Consider the following 20,177-nt stretch of genomic DNA (forward strand, 5'->3'; position numbering starts at 1 on the left):
TGTAAAAATCGTACAAGGGGAAAATCACCCTTTTTATATTCTATTTTTAATTTTAAATTTCTAATTGTGTTAAAAAAAATTATTTTTACAAAAAATAATTAAAACATGAATAACAAGATTAGCGAAAAAATTAGAAATGGTTATAATTTAGATTTAGGAAAATTAATAGAAGATTGCTTCGAAATTTATAAGAAAATTTTTCTAATTGCTGGTTTGGGATATTTATTAATAAGTATCTTTTTTGCAGCTTTGTACTTTTTTATCTTAATAATTGCATTTGGAGCATCTAATATGGCTCAATGGGCAATTGAATTGCAAGAAACGAGAACAAGTGCTATATATATAATTTCTATAAGTATTATTTCCATTATTGTTTCAGCAATAGTGGCACCTATAAATGCTGGTTTTTTGAAGTTATGCTTACAAGCAAAAAATAAACAACAACTGCAAATAAATACTTTATTTGAGTATTTTAAAAGTAAGTATATTAAGGATATTATTCTTGGTTCTATAGTGGTAACTTTAACCACGCTAATATTTAATTTATTTCTTGAAAGAATGGGATTAGTTCTCTTAGTCTATATTGTTCATTATATAGCAACTGTCTTTTTTATCTTATTTTTACCCTTAGTTATTTTTTCGGAGCAAAATTTTTCTGATGCATTAAAAAACAGTGTTCTATTAGTAGCCAAAAAACCATTACCTATATTTTTAGCTATTTTAATAGCAGTCATAGGGATGTTTGTTGGACTAATAGCCATTTGTATTGGAATTTTCTTTACCTTACCCATAATTAATGCAATGGCCTTTTCAATTTATGATAACATTGTAGGTGTAGAAGAGTACAATGTTTTAGATGAAATTGGACAGGTTGAAGGAGAATAAGAATACATTTTAAAATTTATTTCTAACTTTGAGAAAACATAAAACAAATTAATATGAAATGGCAAGGAAGAAGACAAAGCGATAACGTAGAAGATAGGAGAGGAATGTCCACTGGTGGCAAAGTAGTTGCAGGTGGAGGAGTAATAGGAATCATAGTTTTACTACTACAGATTTTTGGTGGCGAAACAGGACAAACTCTTGCTCCAATGCTAGAACAAATGAATCAATCTGGTGCACAACAAGAAACAGTACAAAGAGAATTGACTCCTGAAGAGAAAGCTTTGGGTGAATTTGTGAAGACTGTTTTTGCATTTACTGAAGACACATGGACTCAAGTTTTTAATGACAATCAACTAGGATACTACGAAAAGCCTAAAATGGTCTTATTTACCGATGCAGTGCAAACAGCTTGTGGTAGTGCAACCGCTGCTTCAGGTCCTTTTTATTGCCCTGCTGATAAAAAAGTATATATGGATCTACGCTTTTTTGAAGAATTACGAACTCGTTTTGGTGCCAAAGGAGGAGATTTTGCTATCGCTTATGTAATTGCTCATGAAGTAGGACATCATGTACAAACATTATTAGGAACTTCTCAAAAAGTCAGACAAGCACAACAAGGTAGAAGTCAAGCAGATGCTAATAAATTATCTGTTTGTTTAGAATTACAAGCCGATTTTTATGCGGGTCTTTGGGCCCATTATAATAAAAAATATTTAGAAGCAGGTGATATTGAAGAAGCATTAAGCGCTGCACACGCAGTAGGTGATGACGCTATTCAAAGTAAAATGCAAGGTCATGTAGTTCCTGATTCTTTTACTCATGGTACTTCTGAACAGCGTATGAAATGGTTTATGAAAGGTTATAATTCGGGAGATATAAGGCAACATGATACTTTTGCTGAAGAATTATAAATTCTAATTTTATTATAAAATAGATAAAATCCCGAACTAGTTTACAGCTAGTTCGGGATTTTAATTTTAATTCCATAAAGTGCCATCTAAGCCTAAAATAGTACCTATCCATAGAAAGAAAAGTAAGACAAAAATACTTATCATAAATAAAATAAAATTTAAAATTTTTGACGTTCTTTTCTTCGCATTAATGATATAAAAAAGGCTTCCACCTATTGAAGTTATAAATGGCGTTATGATTAAAGGCTTAATAAACCACATTTTTCCCCATTCAGGATTAGGGTTTGGGACACTAAAAATTAAAATTGAGATTAGCACTAAAGCTAAGATAGCACCAGCTATAGCAAATTTTAATACATTATATATTTCTATTTTATGCATAACTGTTCATTTAATTGTTGTTCCAATCAATTTTTCTCGAGAAATACATCACAGCACCTAAAATAAAGAATAAACCGATACTGCCAACTAATAGTGCGTAATTTTCTAATTGTATAATAACAAATATAAAACTATATAATACGGTTAGTGAAGTAGCAATAAATAGAGGAAATTTCTTTTCTTTTAATACTGAAATGGAATAGAGTAGTAACATAATGACTACTGCACTAGCTGCAATACTATATGCAATAGTAAAACTTGAATGTTCTGTAATAGATATTAATAGTGTATAAAACATAATTAAGGCTAAACCAATCATGGTGTATTGAAAAATATGTATGTTCTTTTTGCTGATGGTTTGAATTAGAAAAAATACCAAGAATGTAAGACCAATAACTAAAAAACCATATTTTGAAGCTCGTTCATTTTGCTGATATTCATCTACCGTTTCTATCAATTTAACACCATAGGAATAGTTCTTTAAATTTGGAATTTTATTATCATATTGTTGCGAAAATGGACGATTAATATGTAATATCTTCCAATCAGCATGAAATTTTTTAGAGGTAATTTCTTTTGTAGTATCATTGGCAGAAAAACTACCTATAAAACTAGGTGAATCCCAATTTGCATCAATACTCGTTGTAGTTGTTTTACCTAAAGGGATAAACTCAATATTATCACTACCATTGTAATTCATTTTAAAATTAAAATCTAGTATTTGACTTGGAGTATAAATAAATTTCTCTGTTTCCAATGTGCCAAAGTAATTATCTTCATCTGACTTCGATTCTAAGGTATACGTTTTTTTATTTAAACTTACTTTTAAGTCACTCTTGATGCTCTTTAAATTCGTCGTTTTAATAATAATTGAAGCTTTATCCCAAATTACATCTTCTAGTTTAATATTTAATTTCTCAAAAGCAGCATTTTCAAAAGTACCGTTAAATTGCATATTGGCTTTAAAAACAATTGGATTGTAAATACCTCTTTTAATATCATCCACTTTTTTTACTTGTGTTTTGTTTTCTAATGTTGTAGGAAAGAAATATGCATATTGGATAGTAGCTTTTTTCTGAATAATAGTTTCTCTACTTTTTTCGTCTACAATTGCTGTTTCTGAGTACGTTTTGTAAGGGATTTTAAGAATAGGACCATAAAAATGAATATTTTCTCCCCAAGATGCTGCCACATCATGAGTAACATCATTTTTGCGATCTGAACGTTCCCTAATCAGATCTTGTACTAAATTAAGCGGAATTAATAAGAATAGGGTAAGTATGCCTACCATAATCATTTTAGCGGTATTGCTTTGTAGAAAAGAAGGTTTTACAGTACTACTTGTTTTTTGTTGTTCTATTGAATTTTCCATAAAATTAAATTTTTAAAGATTGATATTTAAATTGTTAAGTAATAAATCCACATAAAAAATTGAAATAGGTATATTTAGAAGAAGAATTAAAATGGTACCTAATTGAAAAAGAAATAAATGTTTGTACACAATGAGATTGTATATCGTGTTTAATAGTAAAATTAGATTTAGAAAAAAAGCTATTATAACATAATAAAAGCCTATTACAATTAGAATTTCATAATGTGTAATTGTAAAGACTAAAAAAAGGACACTTCCAATTATAAATGAGCCTAATGCAAAAAATCTTGCAAACTTCCCATCATAAATAATTTTATTTTTATAATCTTCCATTTCGGTTATCTATTAATTATTATATAGGCATATAAGAAGGCAATAGGAATATTAGATAACAGAATTAGTATTCTAATGATTAAATCTTCCGTATTTTCTTCTTTGGAAAGAAGATAAATTAAATGCAAAAGCGTAATAAGATTAATTAATACAGCTAGAAATAAATAGACATAACCTATAATCATAATTACAAGTGCTTCCGAAAAAATAAAATACAATAAGAACAGAAAAGTACCTATTAAAAAGGATGTAATAGCTAATTGTGTTGAAAAGGGTAACTCTTTGAAATGAAAATTAGTTTCCATAAAAAATGTTTTTAAAAAGATAAATGAGATAGATAAAACTGCCATAAAGCATTGAAAACAATAAGGCTTCTGTAGAAAGTAAGCATTTAAAGGAATCTATAAAAAGCGGGAAAGGATTAGTAAGTATATCCCAACTATTAAATCGTAAAAAACGTCCTAGATAGATACCAAAACCATTTAACATACAAATGGCAGGAATGCTATATTGCAAGATTTTTGTCGAAATAAATAAAGAGAAGCAATTCTTAAATTCCTGAAGCGCTAATAATCCCAATAGGAAGCCTAAGAAAGAAAATGAAAACAATAAAATTAAATCAAACCAAAACAAATTTGAGTTTCCCTTTGGCAAATGAACAAAATCTGTAACAATATAGAACGAATTAGGTAAAAATAGCAACCATAATAAAAAGACTAGGATTCTTATTTTTGAATTTTCTAATAGTATAATTTTCTGTTTTGCTAATAACAAAATGAGATATGGAATTGTAGCCAAGAAGGCATTCCAAATCAAAAAGAAATAAAAAACCGATTGAGTTAATTTAGCTCTACAAAGTAATAAAAAAGCGCAATAGAGATATAATGTTAATAAAAAGCTATTGTTTTTTTTATTTGACAAATAAGCGTTGATTATGAGTTGCATATTAAATGATATTAAAAGTTTTTCTAAGATTTGTAACTGGAATTGTAAGCATTTTATAGAAATCTAAATCATAAAAGCGATGTGCTTTTTTCCCTTTTTGATACTGAATCAAATAGTAATCTATTTGTTTGGGATAAAAGAGAAATCCAGTAATGATAACTAAAAACAGATACAAGCTTTTTTTACCATTACCCAATAAATAATATTGCATACCAATTTCTTCCACGACAGAAATTCCGGTGTTAGTTAAAACATGTATTACATCATGATCTTCAAGTTTTTCTTGTATTTGAAAATTATAACGCAACAGAAAACTACCCAATTCATAACCAAGAGAAGCTTCAGGTAAGACCATTAATTCGCTGGAAGATATATTCCAAGGTTTGTTTTTTTTCAACCATTTTTGGTATGGTTTTTTTGATATTTCGTACATTTTTTCAATAAGTTTATCTTTCATAATATTTTAGAGTACTTTGTATTTCAAAGTTTTTGCTTAAAAAAAAGCAACACTTTAGGATTGTTTATATATAATAGTAATCAATAAAACTAATATTATCAGTATGAATATAGAAGGCTCAGACATTTGGTTTGTTTCTTCATCTAAATCCAAGGCTTTATTACCTTTTAATACTTTTTCTTGTTTTTTTAATAAAGCTTGTTGCTGTGCTTCATTTTCTACCACGATAAAGGAGGTATAAGGGTTCATAATATGTGAAGTAAAACTTGATCGAATTAAGTTGTGCCATTCTTCCTGAACCTCATTAGGATAAAATATTGAATTTTGATATTGTGATTGCATTTTTAAACCATTTATCCAATTTTTCTCTGTTATGGAATTCCAATTTATTTTGGTATTAGGTAACAAGCTTAATTGATTGTCATCTTTTAGTAAATAAGTTCGATTCTCGATTGAATATTTTAAGCAATGAATGTTATTTTCATAAGGCAGTTTAGAAATAGTATCTATTGAATGAAGTGGCTTATGTAAAAGAGAATGACTTGTTATCTCTGATTTAGAATTTATATTATAAAAAAGAGGTTCTTCAAAATAATTTTCCATGTAATTTGTAAAATCATTTTCCAAAATAGAATTTTTAAGTTCGTCTGTTAATACAACAATTATAGGGTAAGTAAGCGTATCAAGATTTTTATAGTTATCAAATAAAACTTGTTTAATGCCTCTATCTAAATAAAAACCATTATCATTAGAATCGATAGTTTTATACCCATTTTTTTCATAGTCATATGTTTTTACTAAGGCATTTACATAACTAATTTTACTTTTATAATTTAAAGGCTGATCTAAATGAATACGATCAATGATTTTATTGTATGATTTTATATTTTTTGCTCCATTTTTAGAGGCATCGATGATAAAATGATAATAGGGGTTTCTATATATTTTTTCTAAATTTTTCTTTTCAGATGCTAATACAAATAAATTATTTTCTTCAGTAGTTGTACTCTTTATAGAAGTCGCTTCACCAAGATTAAATTTTTGATTCTCAATAGATAATTCTATCGGTTCTTTATGTAATAATTCTATTCCTGTTTTTCTCTTTTCATTTTTTGAAAAGGGAAATACTTTAAAAGAAACTTTATTTTTATTTATATAATACAGTAATCCAGGATCTTTATTCTCATTTCTAATGGAGTTATAAACCCATAGAGCCGCTTTTTTTTCTGTTAATAATCCATATTTTTTCTTATTACCCACATAAAGATAATAATCACTAATATAACAGCCGTTTGGTAAATATATTTGCGTACTATATTCAGAAAAATCTGAATCAAAATTAGTAATTTCTAAATCGATAGTACTTTTCCAAAATTTTCTTTTTTTATCATATACACTATGAGAAAAAGCACTCGTTATTTTTACTGAATTAGGGTTGCTTTGTTCATTTGTAAAATAATTTGTTTTCTTTTCCTGATTAAAAAAAATTAAATCTATCTGTTTTATTTTGTCATTAGAAAGGATAAGGTTGTCTAAAACTAACCAGTTAAAGTAGGAGTTTAGATAGGGTAGATTTTCTCCAAATATAAATTCATCGTTTCTTTTTTTGTTTGTTTTGATGGCAAATAACGTGTTTTCTAGGGATTTTAAATCAATGTTATACTCTTTTTCAAAATTCGGATTATAAACATACTCTAAGGTATCATTTATCACTTTTCGATCATTAATATATTTAATTGTTATAATTGAAGGCAATCCTAAAAACGAAACTATATATATAAATTGAAGTACACTTTTAGAAAAATTTCTTTTTAAAAATATATAATCATTATGCAATTGTTGAGCTTGAATTACAAATATCATTATTGGTGTTAACATCAAAAAGCCTAATCCTAAAGCTACAATTCCAATCAATGAGAAAGGTAAATAGGGAAGAAAAACAAGTAGAAAGTAAATGATATAAGCAAACAAGAAGACTTTTAAAACAAAAACTAAGAGCCTAAGCTTGTAATTATCAAATTTTGGTAAACACAAAAGAACACCATTGAAAAAAGCAAATACATAAAACCAGACAGCGTTAAAGTTTCCAAAAATACCGTGGCTGTTTTTAAATAAATCTGAGGGAGCGTAAATCCCATTATTCACTAATAAGCCAATTAAAGGAAATACAATGCAAACAGGTATCATCCATAATAATTTATATTTTACCCATACATTTTCTTTTTTTAAAGCGAGTAAATAGAAAAAACGTATGAGAAAGAAAATAAAAATATAAGTAACCAATATAAAGGCAATAACAATTACATGAATTGAAAAATTCTCTTCTAATTGGTGTAAAATGGGTAAACCAATTTGAGATAGTAAATAGGTTCCAATTGGAATACCTAGTAAAGCAATAAAGTTTGGAAAAATTTTTGCATTGTAGGGATTACTTGTAAAATGAAGTGTTAATATTATTATGGAATGAATTAATGTAGGCATTATAAAGGTAATCATATGAATAAATAAATTTCCAGAGACCATCCAATTGGGTATTGAAGAAGGAATAATATCAGAGAAGTTTTGATAATAATAGTAAGCAAAACAAAGGTATGATGCACTGGAAAAAAGTGCATAAACTATATTTAAGTTGGTTTTTTTAAAAAAATGATATCCTGCAAAGCCTATATTAATTAACAGTAAGCTACATAAAATAAGACCCAATTTATTCCATAGATAAATGTTTCCATCATTTAATAGCGATTTAATTACACGATATTCGGAATAGAGTAGTAGCGAAAAAATTAAAAGTGGAATAGAATTTAAAAAAAGAACCCACTTAGGATGTATTAAATTTTTCATTTTATGAATTTGTTTTTTAGTGAATAATCAAATAATAGATAAAAAAATAGTAGAAAGAAGAAATACACTCCTGTACCTATAATTTGATGGGTAATTTTTGGATCTAAGGTTATCTCAGAAGGTAAATTAATAGAACAGAGTATTCTAGAAGTATTAGCAATGTAGGTAATGCATAAAGAAAACACACTCGAAAAAAACAAGTTTTTATATAATGGGAGTTGTTTTTTTAGTATTGATAATCTGAAAGAAACACAGATAAAAAACAATATAAAAAAATTAATTCCTGAACATGATTTATTAATTATAAAATTTAAGTTAGAATTAAAAAAACCTTTATTAATCAGATAAATAGATTTAGTGTTAGTTATAAAATCAATTGTTTTTGAAACGGGATAAAGTACAAAGCGTATTTCATCCACATTTGCTATAGAAAAAAGAAATTTTAAAAAAATAAAGACAAAAATGAGTATAATAATATGTGTTTTGTTTTTTTTCATAGTACTTTGTATTTCAAAGTTATTAAATAAAAAAATAGATTAGTTTTTCGATATTAATTTTTCAAGTGCTTCAATGTGTTCTTGAAAAGCTTTTTTACCTTCTTTTGTGGCTATATATTTTGTATTTGGTTTTCTACCTATAAATTGTTTTTCAACCATAATATAATTTTCATTTTCTAAGGCTTTAGCATGACTAGCTAAGTTTCCATCAGTAACACCTAATAATTCTTTTAAAGTAGCAAAATCAGCATTTTCATTAACCATTAACACAGACATGATTCCCAAACGAATGCGGTGATCAAAGGCTTTGTTTATATTTTGAATAATGTTTTTCACTTTTTATTTTTTTGTTATCCAATTGTAATTCTTGGTCCTAAAAATTTTGGTTTTACTTTGAAAAATAAATCTATAAAAACTTTCGTTCTTGCTAGATATTCTCTAATTTGTACCTTTATTCCGTAATATTTTGAAACATCTTTGGCATTGAAGGCAACAGCGTTAATATTATTTCTGGTAGCAATATAAAGTGCTCGTTCGTTATGAAATTGTTGCGAAATTAGAGTAAAATTAGTTAAACCAAAAACTTCTTTTGCCCTAATTACAGAATCCAATGTTCTAAAACCTGCATAATCTAAAACTATTTTATCTTCTGGAACTCCTTGCTCAATTAATTCTTTTTTAAAGTCGTTAGGCTCATCATACTCTTCTGTACTATTATCCCCACTAACTAAAATATATTCAATTTTACCTTGTTTAAATAAATCTACAGTCGCGGCTATGCGGTAGGAAAAATATAAATTTAATGTACCATTTTTTAAATACTTTCCTGTACCTAAAACGACACCCACTTTGTTTTTAGGTAGCATAGTAACTTCTGAAAAAATTTTATTTTTTGTTGCTGTTTTAATCGTCGTATTGGCTGCACATATAAAAAATAACAAGAAAACACATATAGGGAATATGTACTTTTTTATTTTAAATAATAGGTTGCCAATTTTAATTATCATAAACTTAAATTTTAATAATTATCAAAAACAGTAGTTACTAAATTTGAATCATATAGTTGTGAGGGAGCTACGACTTCTTCGTCATAAGGAATGTTATTTCCATAGCGTTCTTTCATAATTTTCTGTACCAAAGGATGAACCAGATTAAAATCTTTTAATTTTTTTGTTGGACACAGACTAACATTTGCTACTTCTTTATATATTTTCCAAACCAATTCAGAACAATATATTTTTTCATCTGACCATTCAAAATATAAATCATAATCTTTTCCCATCAAAGTGGTTGCATATAATTTCATTTTCTTAACCATATCTTTAGTAAGAAGTGAATCATTATTTTGCAAACGTTTCACCACATATTTTTGGTCTCGACCCTGTTTAATCCATTCTTCTAATTGTGTTTTTTTTACAGGTTGAACAGCTTCATAAACATACGTTTTTTCTTTTTCTATAAAAATAATACCACAATGGGAAAACTTTGAATTTGTTGCTATTCTAACCGCTTCGCATTGCGCTGATTCAGAAGTTTGAAAAATAATATCTCCATCTTTAAATGTTTTTTGAATTTTATTATTTGTAATTTTGAAAGAGGGATGTACTTTTTTTGATAAAAAAGCGAATGTAAATCCTCCTAAAAAGAGTAGCAAAATAATAAATACAGATAATCTTTTGAGTTTCATTTTTTTAAATTTTTCTATCGTATTTATAATACATAATACTTCCATATAAAATATGGCATAAACCAAATCCAATAACCCAAAAATACAAACCGTATCCTGAAAATTCAACTGCAATTAGGCCTAAAACTATTTGAGTAATGCCAAGATATCTTACATCTCTTAAAGTGTATTTACTAGCATTTAAGCAGGCTAGTCCATAAAATAGAAGAGTTACGGGTGCAATTAAACCATAATGCTTGTTTTTTAATAATAGTAAAGCGAATATACCGCCTGTTATTAATGGAATTAAAAAATTTATCAACACTCTTCTTGATGTAGGATTCCAAATTTTCTCACCTGCTTTATTTGCTTTTTTTGCAGTTAATAAATAGGCGGTACCCACAGAAAGTAAAAAAACGATACATGCAGTTAAAATAATTAATCTAAAAGTCTTACTTTCTAAAGTGATATATCTCTCATAATGAGTATTAATTAAATAATTTACATATGCTGCACCTATTAAAGCGTATATTCCTGCTAGTATTCCAGATAGTCCACTTAATGAAATGAATTGAGTAGATTTACTCATCATTTCTTTAATTTCTTGGATGTCTTTTAAGTATTTATTGTCTTCCATTTTAAAGTACCATTAGGATAAGAATCAAAATTTAAACTAATATGATTTTGAATTTTTTCATATTTTTTAGTAAATACTTCATTGCCTAAAACAGTGTTAATAGTAATATTTACATCTAAAGTTTTCAATCCGAGATATTCTATATTTATAATATTTGATGTTGGGTTTGGGTAAACATTAAAGATTTGGTTGTTACTAAAATTGTTAGTGTTTAAAGCATCACAATCTGTTCCAGAAAGTCTAGTTACTGATATTGGATTAGATAAATCAAAACATCCACTTAATTGACTAACGTTTGTAGCACTTCCTAAACCTATATCTCCATAATATCTTAAGTACCATATGTCACAGTTTCCTGGAGGAGCAGCTTCTAAATTAAAAGGTCCGGTTGCAGGTGTTGCCAGAATGTTCCCAGTAGCCTGATCAGTTATAATCCAAGTATAATTTTCTCCATTCAATACTCCTACATCTACGAATTCAACATCAATTAAATCATCTATACCTTCTCCAACACAGATAGTTGTTGAGGTATCTGTTGTTCCACTAATTTGTACCATACCCGCTTCAGCTGTTACTGGATTTATTGTAGTTGTATTACTACTCAGAACGCAAGATCCGTTTGTAATGTTAACATTGAATGTTGTTGTTGCTGTTATAGGACCTGTTGTATATGTGGCAGATGGACCATTTTGTACACTACTTCCATTTATAAAAAACTCGTAATTTGAATATCCTGAAATAGGTGTAATATTTAGAGTTGAATTTGAACATATTGTACCATTAGTAGATGAGTTTGCTACATCAAAGCCTCCGAAAGTAAAAGTAGCTTCAATCATTAGATAACCAAGTCCAGAACCTACAGGATTTGGAACTCCACCATTTAAACCGAATGTAGCAGCAGCGTTAGGATCTACATAAGAATTATTTTGGTTTGCAAAAGGGAAATATCCTGTGGTTGTATTTGCAACTTGTCTAAAACCAACATAGATGGTTTGTCCAGCTACATTTATACCTCCATTAATGAAGTCAAAATCTTGTTTAGTACCTAACATTGCTGGAGTTATTGTAATTACCTCTGTAGAATCAATTTTAACACCATTAGTATCTAATAATAAGCCTTTTATTGTGTTCCCAGAGTTAGATGTTGCTACTGGAAAATAATTGGAAACTGTTTTTACATGAGTTTCAATTGTATTAGGAATTACATGTTTTACACCTATCACTCCACCAATTGTATTAAACCCAACTCCATTTGATTGAGTGGTGCCTTGTGCATATCCGATTTTATTGCATTGAATATCTTGATTGAATGTGAGACTGTTGTTTGCAGGATTTTCATCTGAAGGGATTGAAACAGTAATGGTTTGTGCACCAAGATTTATGGTAGGTACATTAGGAAACAATAATGTAATGGTTTCACCAGCGTTAATAGTAGGAATACTTTGAGTGGTAGTGTAAGGATTTGCACCTGTAATTGTTAACGTTACTGGAATATTTGTTAATGTTCCAGAAGAAGTATTTTTAATAAGAGTTGTTACAATTTGATTTTGACTTATTGTATTGTTGAAAACACCTTTTTCTCCTGCAATACCAGTAACAGCTAATTCATTTGTAAAAGGATTATCGTATGAAAAACGAATTGAAGGTCTAAACGAAGAAGATTGAGTTAATGTTGCTGGTGGTGTAGTTGTTGCGCTTACATCACCTTTCCACGCACTAGAAAGAGAATTGTTTGCACTATATATACCTCCTGTTGTTGTAAAACTGGATCCTAAATAATCATAGGCTACATAAATAGATCCTCCAGTATAGATAAAAGGAGTGGTTAATGTAACGTCAACCGAGCCAGCTACAGAAGGAATTGTGTAAGATCCATTGTAAACACTAGTCATAGTAGAAATAACTGTTGACCAAGTTGTTGATTTAAGATTTGTAACATCAGCTGTGTTTTGTAGATACATCTGTATGTTTCCTCCTGATGGGCCTGGTGTTGCAGCAGCAGACAAAATAAAGCCTAATTTTGAAATTGTTGTTCCATTAGGAATATCAGCTAGTTCGGCTGCTGTTACTATGATAACACCACGTACGGTTGTATGAGCCGTTGTTCCATTTGGAGCACGAAGCCCAGTTGTGGAATTTGCAGATGGAGCAGTTGTGGTTAATTCTGCTTGAGAATAACCCATGATTAACCCTAGAATAAGAGTTAATAGCGTAAGTAATTTTTTTGTCATAATTTATTCGGTTATATAACTCAAAGTTAAATAAAATTTAACTCGAAATTACAGACTTGTAAAAATTAGTTTTTTTGTTTTTATTTTGAATTTTTGCTGTAAATCAGTTGATTATAAGTGTGAATGCTTTTTTAAAAGGGTAGCTCTATATTTGAAAACTGTTAATGTTTTTTCGAAAGTTACCGATGCGTTTTTGCATTTGTACGATATGTATTTACTTTTTACGATTCGTTTTTGAAGAATTGCGGTAGTTTTTTTTAAGAATCTTTTCTTTTGGTATACAAAGTAGTTAGGGTTCTTGCCCAATATCTTGGAAGTTGATATTCCTCTCGAAGTTATGTTTTTACTTTATTGGATTTTTTTTAGTGGTTTTGAATTGGTCTAAAATCGTAATCCAACCTGCGATTTTTTTCCTATTTTTCGATTACTTGTTCTTCTCTTACGTCCCAATATTCTTTTTTCCTGGCATTCTTCTTTTATGTTTATAGTATAAGACACTTTTTATTTAGTTTTAAAAATAGATTCTAAAAAAAATATGATTAATTACGAGTAGGACTATTATTAGTAAAGGAAATGCGATTAGAAAATCGACTAGCGCCTTTTTTTTCTGTTTTTTCTTTAGGAGAATTATACATTCTACAAAAAGGAAAATAATAAAAAAGGAAATGAATAGTATGCCTAATGATAATGAGATTATACTAGCACCTAAAGCAGCACTTGGTTCACTGAAAAGTAGTGAAAACAATAAAAAAGGAATTAAAAATATTCCTAGAAGCACTGCTACGCGCTGAACTATAAACTTTGTCATATTAAAAATAAAGTGGAAAGATACTGTTTTTTGGGTATTAAAAACAAAGTAAACGGAATGAAAACCATTCCGTTTTATTTTTCCTTTTCTTCTGGTATTAGAATAACTTCTTCTGGTATGGATAAAAATAAGGTACAACCTGTTTTAGAAGTTACACCGTGTTTTCCTTGAGGTGGCGTAAATAGATAATCACCTGTGTTTAGTGTAGCATTTTGAATGATACAACTGCCTTCTAAAACTAGTATTTCCTCACCAGCTGGATGGATGTGAAAAGGATAAGAAGTACCTGCTTCAAATTTTAATAAAATGGCTTTCGATCGATTGGTTTTTGTGTCAAAATATAATGATTTGACCCAAATACCTTCATAATGAAATTCGTTTTCGATTAGAGGTTGCCATTCTTTTTGGTTGCTTCTACAAATGAATTTTTCGATGTTCATGGAATTACGATTTAAATTGTTTTTCTTTAATGATGCAAAGTTGCGTGATTCGTAATCCTGAGAAAATGGAAAATGTTGTGTTTTTGATGTAAGATTTACATACTTTTTTCTTTTAGATAATCGGTAGGGGAAATTTGTGTATGATTTTTAAAGAATTTTGAAAAATAATAGGGGTCTTTGAAACCTAATTCATAAGCAATCTCTTTTATACTTTTATTTTCATAGTGCAATTTGCGTTTTGCTTCTGAAATTACCAATCCAAAAAGTACATTTTGTGCGGTTTTGCCAGCATGTAATTTTGCCAATTCGTTAAGTTTTAACTCGGTCGTTTGTAATTGTTTCGCTATTTCTTTTAGCGTGTAATTCTTTTTAAAATGATTTCTGACGAATTCTAAAAAGCGTAAGAAAAGCGCTTCTGGTTTCCAAATTTCACCACCGTTTTCAATTTTGGCTCTATTGACTGTAAAAAGTAGCAATTCGATTCTAGCATGAATAGCTTCAAGATATTGATAGGGTTTGCATCGCAGTTCATTTTCAATTTTAAGGAATTGCTCTTCAATTTCTGTCTTATTGGTACACGAAATAATTTCGTTATAATCAAAGTGACAAAACAGACTGTTTTGAAAGATGAGTTCGATATCTTTTTCTGTCTTACAAATATAATCGAGTGTAAACTGTAAGAGATAGCCTTTACTATTTTTAGTATTTTTAAAAGCGTGATACTGTCCTGAAGTTATAGTTACGACTTGGTTTTGTGATAAGGTAAGCATTTTGTGGTCTACTTCGAGAGTAAGATTTCCTTCTTGACACCAAATTAGCGCATACTTTTTGACCCGTTTTGGGTTGAAATCTGTAATAGATTCTGTTTTATGAAGTGAAACGAGGGCTGTATCTAACATGGAATAACAATCTTACAGAACAAATATACTTATTATTGGATTTAATAGTTCTTTAGTAATTTTAATAAAATTATGCTAATTAGAATTATAATTCTCTAAATAATTGTAGAAAATGGGATTAATTCTTGCCATGCTATCGTTTTTTTTACTAAATAATCACCCAGATTTACTTTGTCAAAGAAGAATTTATTTTCTTTATCAATTATAAATAGGGTGTCATTAAGTATTATAGTTCTTTTTAATGTTCTTCTAGGAGTTAAAGAGTCTAATATAATATTGGTAACATATCCATCAAAAGCCATTTCCAATCGTTGCTTTTTTTCTGCTTTCTGATTATCTTCTTTTGTAAATTGGATATATGTATAGATTATCAAGGCAAAAGTTATTACTATTATACTAACTCTATCCTGATCTTTTCAGTGATTGTTTGTTTTATTTAAAGACTCTTAAACAATTTTTGATAGAATTCACCTACTAAAGGAACCAATTTTTTTTCACCATTTAGTGCTCCTAAAAAGCCATAAATCCATAAGATAAAAATAAATAACCAAAAAGCAGAAGTGACCATCCAACTGTTGAAATAACCAATAGGATAACCCAATAAAAAGAACGTTAAAAAAATGCCTAAAGCTTGACGAATATGAAAACTAGCAAATTCGCTTTTATTATCTTCTTGGTTCATAAAAATAGCAATTACACTTCCTATAATGGTGATATAGCTTACTATAGCTGCATTTTTTCCTTTTTCGATATCGATATTCATTTTGTTTAAAGTTTAAAGTTGTTGTCTGTTAACTGTTATCAGTTGTCTGTTGACTGTTGATTGTTAATTGTTGTCTGTTATTTGTTGAAGGTTGTTTTTCTCTTCCTTTTTCCTTTTCCTTCTTTCTTCTTAATTTCTAGATTACCAATTTACCGTTGTTATAAATTCCGTAGGCTTTTCCTTTTGTCTTTTGTCCTAAGAAAGCTGAATTTTTGGATTTAGATAAAATGTTTTCTTTGGTAAACGTGCTTTCGCCTGTTGGTGTAAAGAAGCTTAGTTCGGCTGTTGTGTTTATTTCAATAGAATGATTTGGTAAATCAAAGATATTTTTTCCTGCGATTAATTTTTCGAGAACCACTTTTAAAGGTAAAACTGTAAGTAAGGCTCCAAAAGCACTTTCTAACCCAATGGTTCCGTCTTTTGCCATATCAAATTCCAATTTTTTATGTTCAATATCTAACGGATTATGATCGGAAGTAATGCAATCAATCGTATTGTCTAAAACTGCTGCTATCAAAGCTTTTCGAGTGGCTTCATCGCGTAAAGGTGGTGCTACTTTGTATCGAGAATCGAAACCTGTTAACACTTCTTCGTTTAACACTAAATGATGCACCGCAACACTACACGTTACTTCTAAACCTTTGGCTTTTGCATCTTTAATTAAGGCAATCGATTTTTGCGTTGAGATGGTAGGGATGTGTACTTTTCCACCTGTATATTCTAATAAAAATAAGTTACGCGCAATGTGTAATTCTTCTGCTAATGTGGGAATACCTTTTAAGCCTAATCGATTAGAGGCAATACCTTCATTTACAATTCCTTTTCCTTTTAAGGAGTTGTCTTGGCAATAACTAATTATCAATCCTTCGAAATCTTGTACATATTGAAGTGCAATTTTTTGAATATTGGCATCTTGAATGGCTTTGTTGTAATCTCCAAAGGCAATAGCACCCGCATTTTTCATGTCGAAAAGCTCGGCTAAGTCTTGTCCTTCACTATTTTTGGTTAAGGCGCCAATAGGGAACAAATTAGTAGCTTGATCTTTGGCTCTTTCTAAAACAAATTTTACTTGCGCTTGATTATCGATAACCGGAGTAGAATTGGGTTGCAAAGCAATTGCTGTAAAACCACTTTTTGCAGCTACTTCTAAACCGTGTGCAATGGTTTCGCGATCTTCATAACCGGGTTCGCCTAAAGATACAGAGGAATCAAACCAACCAGAAGAAACATGCAAATTTTCTTTTTCGACTACTGTTGCGTTTTCAGGAATTGCAATGTTTTTTGCAATTTCAGTAATGATACCGTTTTCAATTTTAATATCTACGGTTTGGTTGTGGAACGAACTGTTTTGATCTTGTATAGTTGCTTGTTTAATTAAAACGGTTGTCATTTTACAAATTTTTGTATTAGTAGTTCAATCAATAAAAATAGGAGAGTTCCTAGAATAAACCATTTCCATAATGCAGTATCGGTTCGTTTCGATTCTAAATCATTAAGAACTGTAGCTACATCATTTACGTGAGTGGCTTTATCAAATAATGTGTTGTTTTTGTTGTTCAAATCGCTTTCTGTTCGAGGATAATTAAAGCTAATTTCCTGAATGTTATTATCTGCTTGCTTAACAGTATAATTGCCAGCTTTTTCTGGATAGTCTCCAAAAGTAAGTTTCACTTTGGTATTCACAATTTGCTGTTGGGGAATAAAACTGTGCTCTGAATTAATAATATTAACTACTTCATCTTTGGATAAAGTAGCATCTATAATTAATGATTCGTTTTCGCCAATAGTAAATGTATTTGTTTTCAAATTATTCCTTGCTTGAGCCATATTATAAATGGTAGGTACAATTAAAGGAGAATTTTGAAAATTTGAATTCTGTTTGTTTATTGGAGCTGTAAAAATATATAAATTACCTATTTTATTCGTTACCGAAAAAGCAAAGTTACTATCGTCTTCAAATTGTAAAATGGGTAATCCTTTCCCATTAGAAGCAAAAAAATGTTTCACTTTTGGATATTGGAAATTACTAATTCTCTTTTCAAAAACATTTTTATATAAAGGATGATTGAAACTGATTTTAGTAATTTGTTTTTCATTGCTGTCTTTCTGAGAAAATTGGTAGTTCCCAAAGTTTTTGAAGAAACTGTTTATATTCTGAATATTGGTTTCTTCTGAAGGAATGATAATAATGGAGCCACCTTTATTATAAAATGAGTGTAGAGTAGTAGCTAATGCTTGAGGAATTTCATTAACTTCATTTAGAATAATGGTTTGTTGGTTTTCAATAGCATTGTAATTCAGTTGTGCTAATTCGGTATTGGTTACAACAAATTCTTTTTCGGTTAAAATTTTATTCAGAAATTTATTTTTTTCTGGGGTACCAATACAAATTACATTTTGTTTTTTGGGTTGGGAAATACTAAAATAAAATGAGTTATCATATTCCAAACTATTGTCTTGTAAGGTTACTTTGCCATGAAAAGCAGCTTTTGGAATATTGATTTTTGTTTCTTTTTCCGAAGTATCGAAAGTTATTTGAGATTTAGCTAATAGTGCTTCCTGATGGTACACAGCTAAAGAAACGGGATCGTTGTTTTCTCCATATGATTTTACTGTAATGGTAATTTCATAGAAAGCTTCTAAAACTTGAGATAGCGTAACTTTTTCAATACTGATGTTATTTTTATTTTCAGCTAAAGGGTTATTATAATATACTTCATTTTCTTTGCTTAGTGCCTCTATCTTTTTTGATTGTAAACCAACAGCATCAGTTATAATGATGTAATCTTTTTTAGTATTGGGTTTTTTTGCCTCAATTTGTGTAAGTAAATAATCCAATTCGAAAGGCAAAGCAGCATAATCTAAATTTTGAAGTTCACTTTGAATTGTTTTACGGTCAATATCCCAAAAGGCAACATCATTTGTAAGAAGGGAAAAAGTTTGATTTTCAGGAAAAGCTTCTAAGATTTCTTGTACACTTCTTTTTAATAATTCTCCTCGATCCCCTTTGGCTTGCATAGAAAAGGAATTATCAAGTAAAATAATTAGTTCGTTGTCTTTACTCTTACTTTCTTTAGCTGTAAAAAAAGGTTGGGCAAAAGCCAAAATTAAAAATGCTAAAAGAAGTAAACGTGTTGCTAGCAGTAACCATTTTTTTATGGTGCTACTTTTTCGAGTTTGTTGTTGAAGTTGTCGTAGAAGTTTTACATTGGTAAAATATTCTTTTTTAAAGCGACGTAATTGAAATAAATGGACTAAAATTGGTATAACCAATAGGAACAAAAAGTATAAAATCTCAGGATGTTTAAACTGCATGTATGTTAGGTTTATTTCAAGAACACAAATTTACGGTGTTCAAAAATACAAAAAGGAAATGGTTTTTAAAGAAAAGAGTTTATTGATGTTTATTTTTTTTTAATTACTCTATTTTTAAGCGGATTTCATGCATTAATACAGATAGGATTGTGATATTCTGCAATAAATTCTCTATGATAACACGATGTATTTGTCAAGCTGAACTTGTTTCAGCTTCTAAATAAAATTTGAATATAATAACATTATATCCAATATGTAAAAGATTCCGAAACAAGTTCGGAATGACAAAAGGTGTTACTCTTTCGACTTATTTTTTCCGTTTTTAAAACGTATTTTTTCTACCACTGGTTCTTTTTTAGGAAATGGTTTTTTCTTTGGTTTTGATTTAAAACTCGTTTCTGATTTCTTAAAAGTAGGTTTTTTAGGTTGTTCTTCGGTTTTTGTAGTACTGTCTTTAGCAGGCGTATTTTTATGACTTTTAATAACCTCCATAGGGTTTTTAGGTTCTTCCTTAGTGCCTCTTAAATGAATGACTAAGCCGTTTAAGAAATTGCGTAGCAGTTGGTCACCACATTCGACATAATTAGGATGGTTTTCATTTCTGAAAATGTTTCCTAATTCCCCTTTAGACACTCTAAAGTCTACTAATTGTAATATTTCTACGATTTGATCGTCTCTTAATTGTAGTGCTACGCGTAATTTTTTGAAGATATCGTTATTTGTCATTTTAATTATTTTTATTGTTTAATTTAAGTTCTCGATACATTTTTTATTCCATTTCATTCCATAAAAAACA

22 protein-coding genes are annotated in these 20,177 nt (G+C 29.0%); 3 read left to right on the plus strand and 19 right to left on the minus strand.

What is annotated here, in order from left to right:
• Positions 1–105 precede the first annotated feature (105 nt).
• Together HALO113_RS12630 and HALO113_RS12635 are read left to right on the plus strand one after the other, a co-directional pair.
• Positions 106–885, plus strand: a complete 780-nt coding sequence (locus HALO113_RS12630) for a hypothetical protein (RefSeq protein WP_159779359.1) — start codon at positions 106–108, stop codon at positions 883–885.
• A 53-nt stretch (positions 886–938) separates the two neighbouring features.
• Positions 939–1,796 carry a neutral zinc metallopeptidase gene (locus HALO113_RS12635; protein WP_159779360.1) on the plus strand — a complete coding sequence of 286 codons (858 nt, stop codon included), beginning with the start codon at positions 939–941 and terminating at the stop codon, positions 1,794–1,796.
• 66 nt (positions 1,797–1,862) lie between these two features.
• On the opposite strand, the gene HALO113_RS12640 is transcribed toward HALO113_RS12635, so the two are convergent.
• The 12 genes from HALO113_RS12640 to HALO113_RS12695 all read right to left on the minus strand — a co-directional run bounded on the left by HALO113_RS12640 (position 1,863) and on the right by HALO113_RS12695 (position 13,156).
• The gene (locus HALO113_RS12640) at positions 1,863–2,177 is read right to left on the minus strand and encodes a potassium transporter KefB (protein ID WP_159779361.1); all 315 of its coding nucleotides are present in this window, start codon (positions 2,175–2,177) and stop codon (positions 1,863–1,865) included.
• 10 nt (positions 2,178–2,187) lie between these two features.
• Complete coding sequence (gene creD, locus HALO113_RS12645; protein ID WP_370519371.1) at positions 2,188–3,549, minus strand: cell envelope integrity protein CreD; 1,362 nt, start codon at positions 3,547–3,549, stop codon at positions 2,188–2,190.
• Between the two features lie 338 nt (positions 3,550–3,887).
• Positions 3,888–4,187: a hypothetical protein gene (locus tag HALO113_RS12650; protein WP_159779362.1), complete on the minus strand. Its 300-nt coding sequence runs from the start codon at positions 4,185–4,187 to the stop codon at positions 3,888–3,890.
• Positions 4,177–4,827, minus strand: coding sequence for a DUF1361 domain-containing protein (locus HALO113_RS12655; RefSeq protein WP_159779363.1), 651 nt, complete (start codon positions 4,825–4,827; stop codon positions 4,177–4,179). Before HALO113_RS12655 ends, HALO113_RS12650 begins: the two co-directional genes overlap by 11 nt.
• A 1-nt stretch (position 4,828) precedes the next feature.
• Positions 4,829–5,284: a hypothetical protein gene (locus HALO113_RS12660; protein ID WP_159779364.1), complete on the minus strand. Its 456-nt coding sequence runs from the start codon at positions 5,282–5,284 to the stop codon at positions 4,829–4,831.
• A 54-nt stretch (positions 5,285–5,338) separates the two neighbouring features.
• A complete protein-coding gene (locus HALO113_RS12665; RefSeq protein WP_159779365.1) occupies positions 5,339–8,125 on the minus strand; it encodes an MSEP-CTERM sorting domain-containing protein in 2,787 nt (928 codons plus the stop codon).
• The gene (gene xrtK, locus HALO113_RS12670) at positions 8,122–8,622 is read right to left on the minus strand and encodes an exosortase K (RefSeq protein ID WP_159779366.1); all 501 of its coding nucleotides are present in this window, start codon (positions 8,620–8,622) and stop codon (positions 8,122–8,124) included. Before xrtK ends, HALO113_RS12665 begins: the two co-directional genes overlap by 4 nt.
• Before the next feature lie 39 nt (positions 8,623–8,661).
• Positions 8,662–8,958, minus strand: a complete 297-nt coding sequence (locus HALO113_RS12675) for a transcriptional regulator (protein ID WP_159779367.1) — start codon at positions 8,956–8,958, stop codon at positions 8,662–8,664.
• Positions 8,959–8,972: 14 nt separating this feature from the next.
• On the minus strand, positions 8,973–9,629 hold the full coding sequence (locus HALO113_RS12680) for a vancomycin high temperature exclusion protein (RefSeq protein ID WP_159779368.1): 657 nt from the start codon (positions 9,627–9,629) through the stop codon (positions 8,973–8,975).
• An 11-nt stretch (positions 9,630–9,640) separates the two neighbouring features.
• A complete protein-coding gene (locus tag HALO113_RS12685; RefSeq protein ID WP_159779369.1) occupies positions 9,641–10,309 on the minus strand; it encodes a YiiX family permuted papain-like enzyme in 669 nt (222 codons plus the stop codon).
• 4 nt (positions 10,310–10,313) lie between these two features.
• The gene (locus tag HALO113_RS12690; RefSeq protein ID WP_159779370.1) at positions 10,314–10,925 is read right to left on the minus strand and encodes a hypothetical protein; all 612 of its coding nucleotides are present in this window, start codon (positions 10,923–10,925) and stop codon (positions 10,314–10,316) included.
• Positions 10,904–13,156: a T9SS type A sorting domain-containing protein gene (locus HALO113_RS12695; protein WP_159779371.1), complete on the minus strand. Its 2,253-nt coding sequence runs from the start codon at positions 13,154–13,156 to the stop codon at positions 10,904–10,906. Before HALO113_RS12695 ends, HALO113_RS12690 begins: the two co-directional genes overlap by 22 nt.
• A 665-nt stretch (positions 13,157–13,821) precedes the next feature.
• Here HALO113_RS12695 and HALO113_RS12700 point away from each other — a divergent pair.
• Positions 13,822–13,947 carry a hypothetical protein gene (locus HALO113_RS12700; protein WP_255477910.1) on the plus strand — a complete coding sequence of 42 codons (126 nt, stop codon included), beginning with the start codon at positions 13,822–13,824 and terminating at the stop codon, positions 13,945–13,947.
• A 91-nt stretch (positions 13,948–14,038) separates the two neighbouring features.
• Here HALO113_RS12700 and HALO113_RS12705 read toward each other — a convergent pair whose 3' ends face one another.
• The 7 genes from HALO113_RS12705 to HALO113_RS12735 all read right to left on the minus strand — a co-directional run bounded on the left by HALO113_RS12705 (position 14,039) and on the right by HALO113_RS12735 (position 20,107).
• A complete protein-coding gene (locus HALO113_RS12705; protein WP_159779372.1) occupies positions 14,039–14,404 on the minus strand; it encodes a cupin domain-containing protein in 366 nt (121 codons plus the stop codon).
• Positions 14,405–14,499: 95 nt separating this feature from the next.
• Positions 14,500–15,303: a helix-turn-helix domain-containing protein gene (locus HALO113_RS12710; RefSeq protein WP_159779373.1), complete on the minus strand. Its 804-nt coding sequence runs from the start codon at positions 15,301–15,303 to the stop codon at positions 14,500–14,502.
• A gap of 95 nt (positions 15,304–15,398) precedes the next feature.
• Complete coding sequence (locus HALO113_RS12715) at positions 15,399–15,677, minus strand: hypothetical protein (RefSeq protein WP_159779374.1); 279 nt, start codon at positions 15,675–15,677, stop codon at positions 15,399–15,401.
• Between the two features lie 62 nt (positions 15,678–15,739).
• Positions 15,740–16,066 (minus strand): DUF4870 domain-containing protein, encoded by a 327-nt coding sequence (locus tag HALO113_RS12720; RefSeq protein ID WP_159779375.1) that lies wholly within the window; start codon positions 16,064–16,066, stop codon positions 15,740–15,742.
• A gap of 136 nt (positions 16,067–16,202) precedes the next feature.
• Positions 16,203–17,456 carry a dihydroorotase family protein gene (locus HALO113_RS12725; RefSeq protein WP_159779376.1) on the minus strand — a complete coding sequence of 418 codons (1,254 nt, stop codon included), beginning with the start codon at positions 17,454–17,456 and terminating at the stop codon, positions 16,203–16,205.
• Positions 17,453–19,381, minus strand: a complete 1,929-nt coding sequence (locus HALO113_RS12730; protein WP_159779377.1) for a BatA and WFA domain-containing protein — start codon at positions 19,379–19,381, stop codon at positions 17,453–17,455. Before HALO113_RS12730 ends, HALO113_RS12725 begins: the two co-directional genes overlap by 4 nt.
• Positions 19,382–19,675: 294 nt before the next feature.
• Complete coding sequence (locus HALO113_RS12735; RefSeq protein WP_159779378.1) at positions 19,676–20,107, minus strand: DUF1456 family protein; 432 nt, start codon at positions 20,105–20,107, stop codon at positions 19,676–19,678.
• Positions 20,108–20,177: the final 70 nt, after the last annotated feature.

It is taken from the genome of Flavobacterium sp. 9AF, assembly GCF_902506265.1.
In the GTDB taxonomy this organism is placed as follows: domain Bacteria; phylum Bacteroidota; class Bacteroidia; order Flavobacteriales; family Flavobacteriaceae; genus Flavobacterium.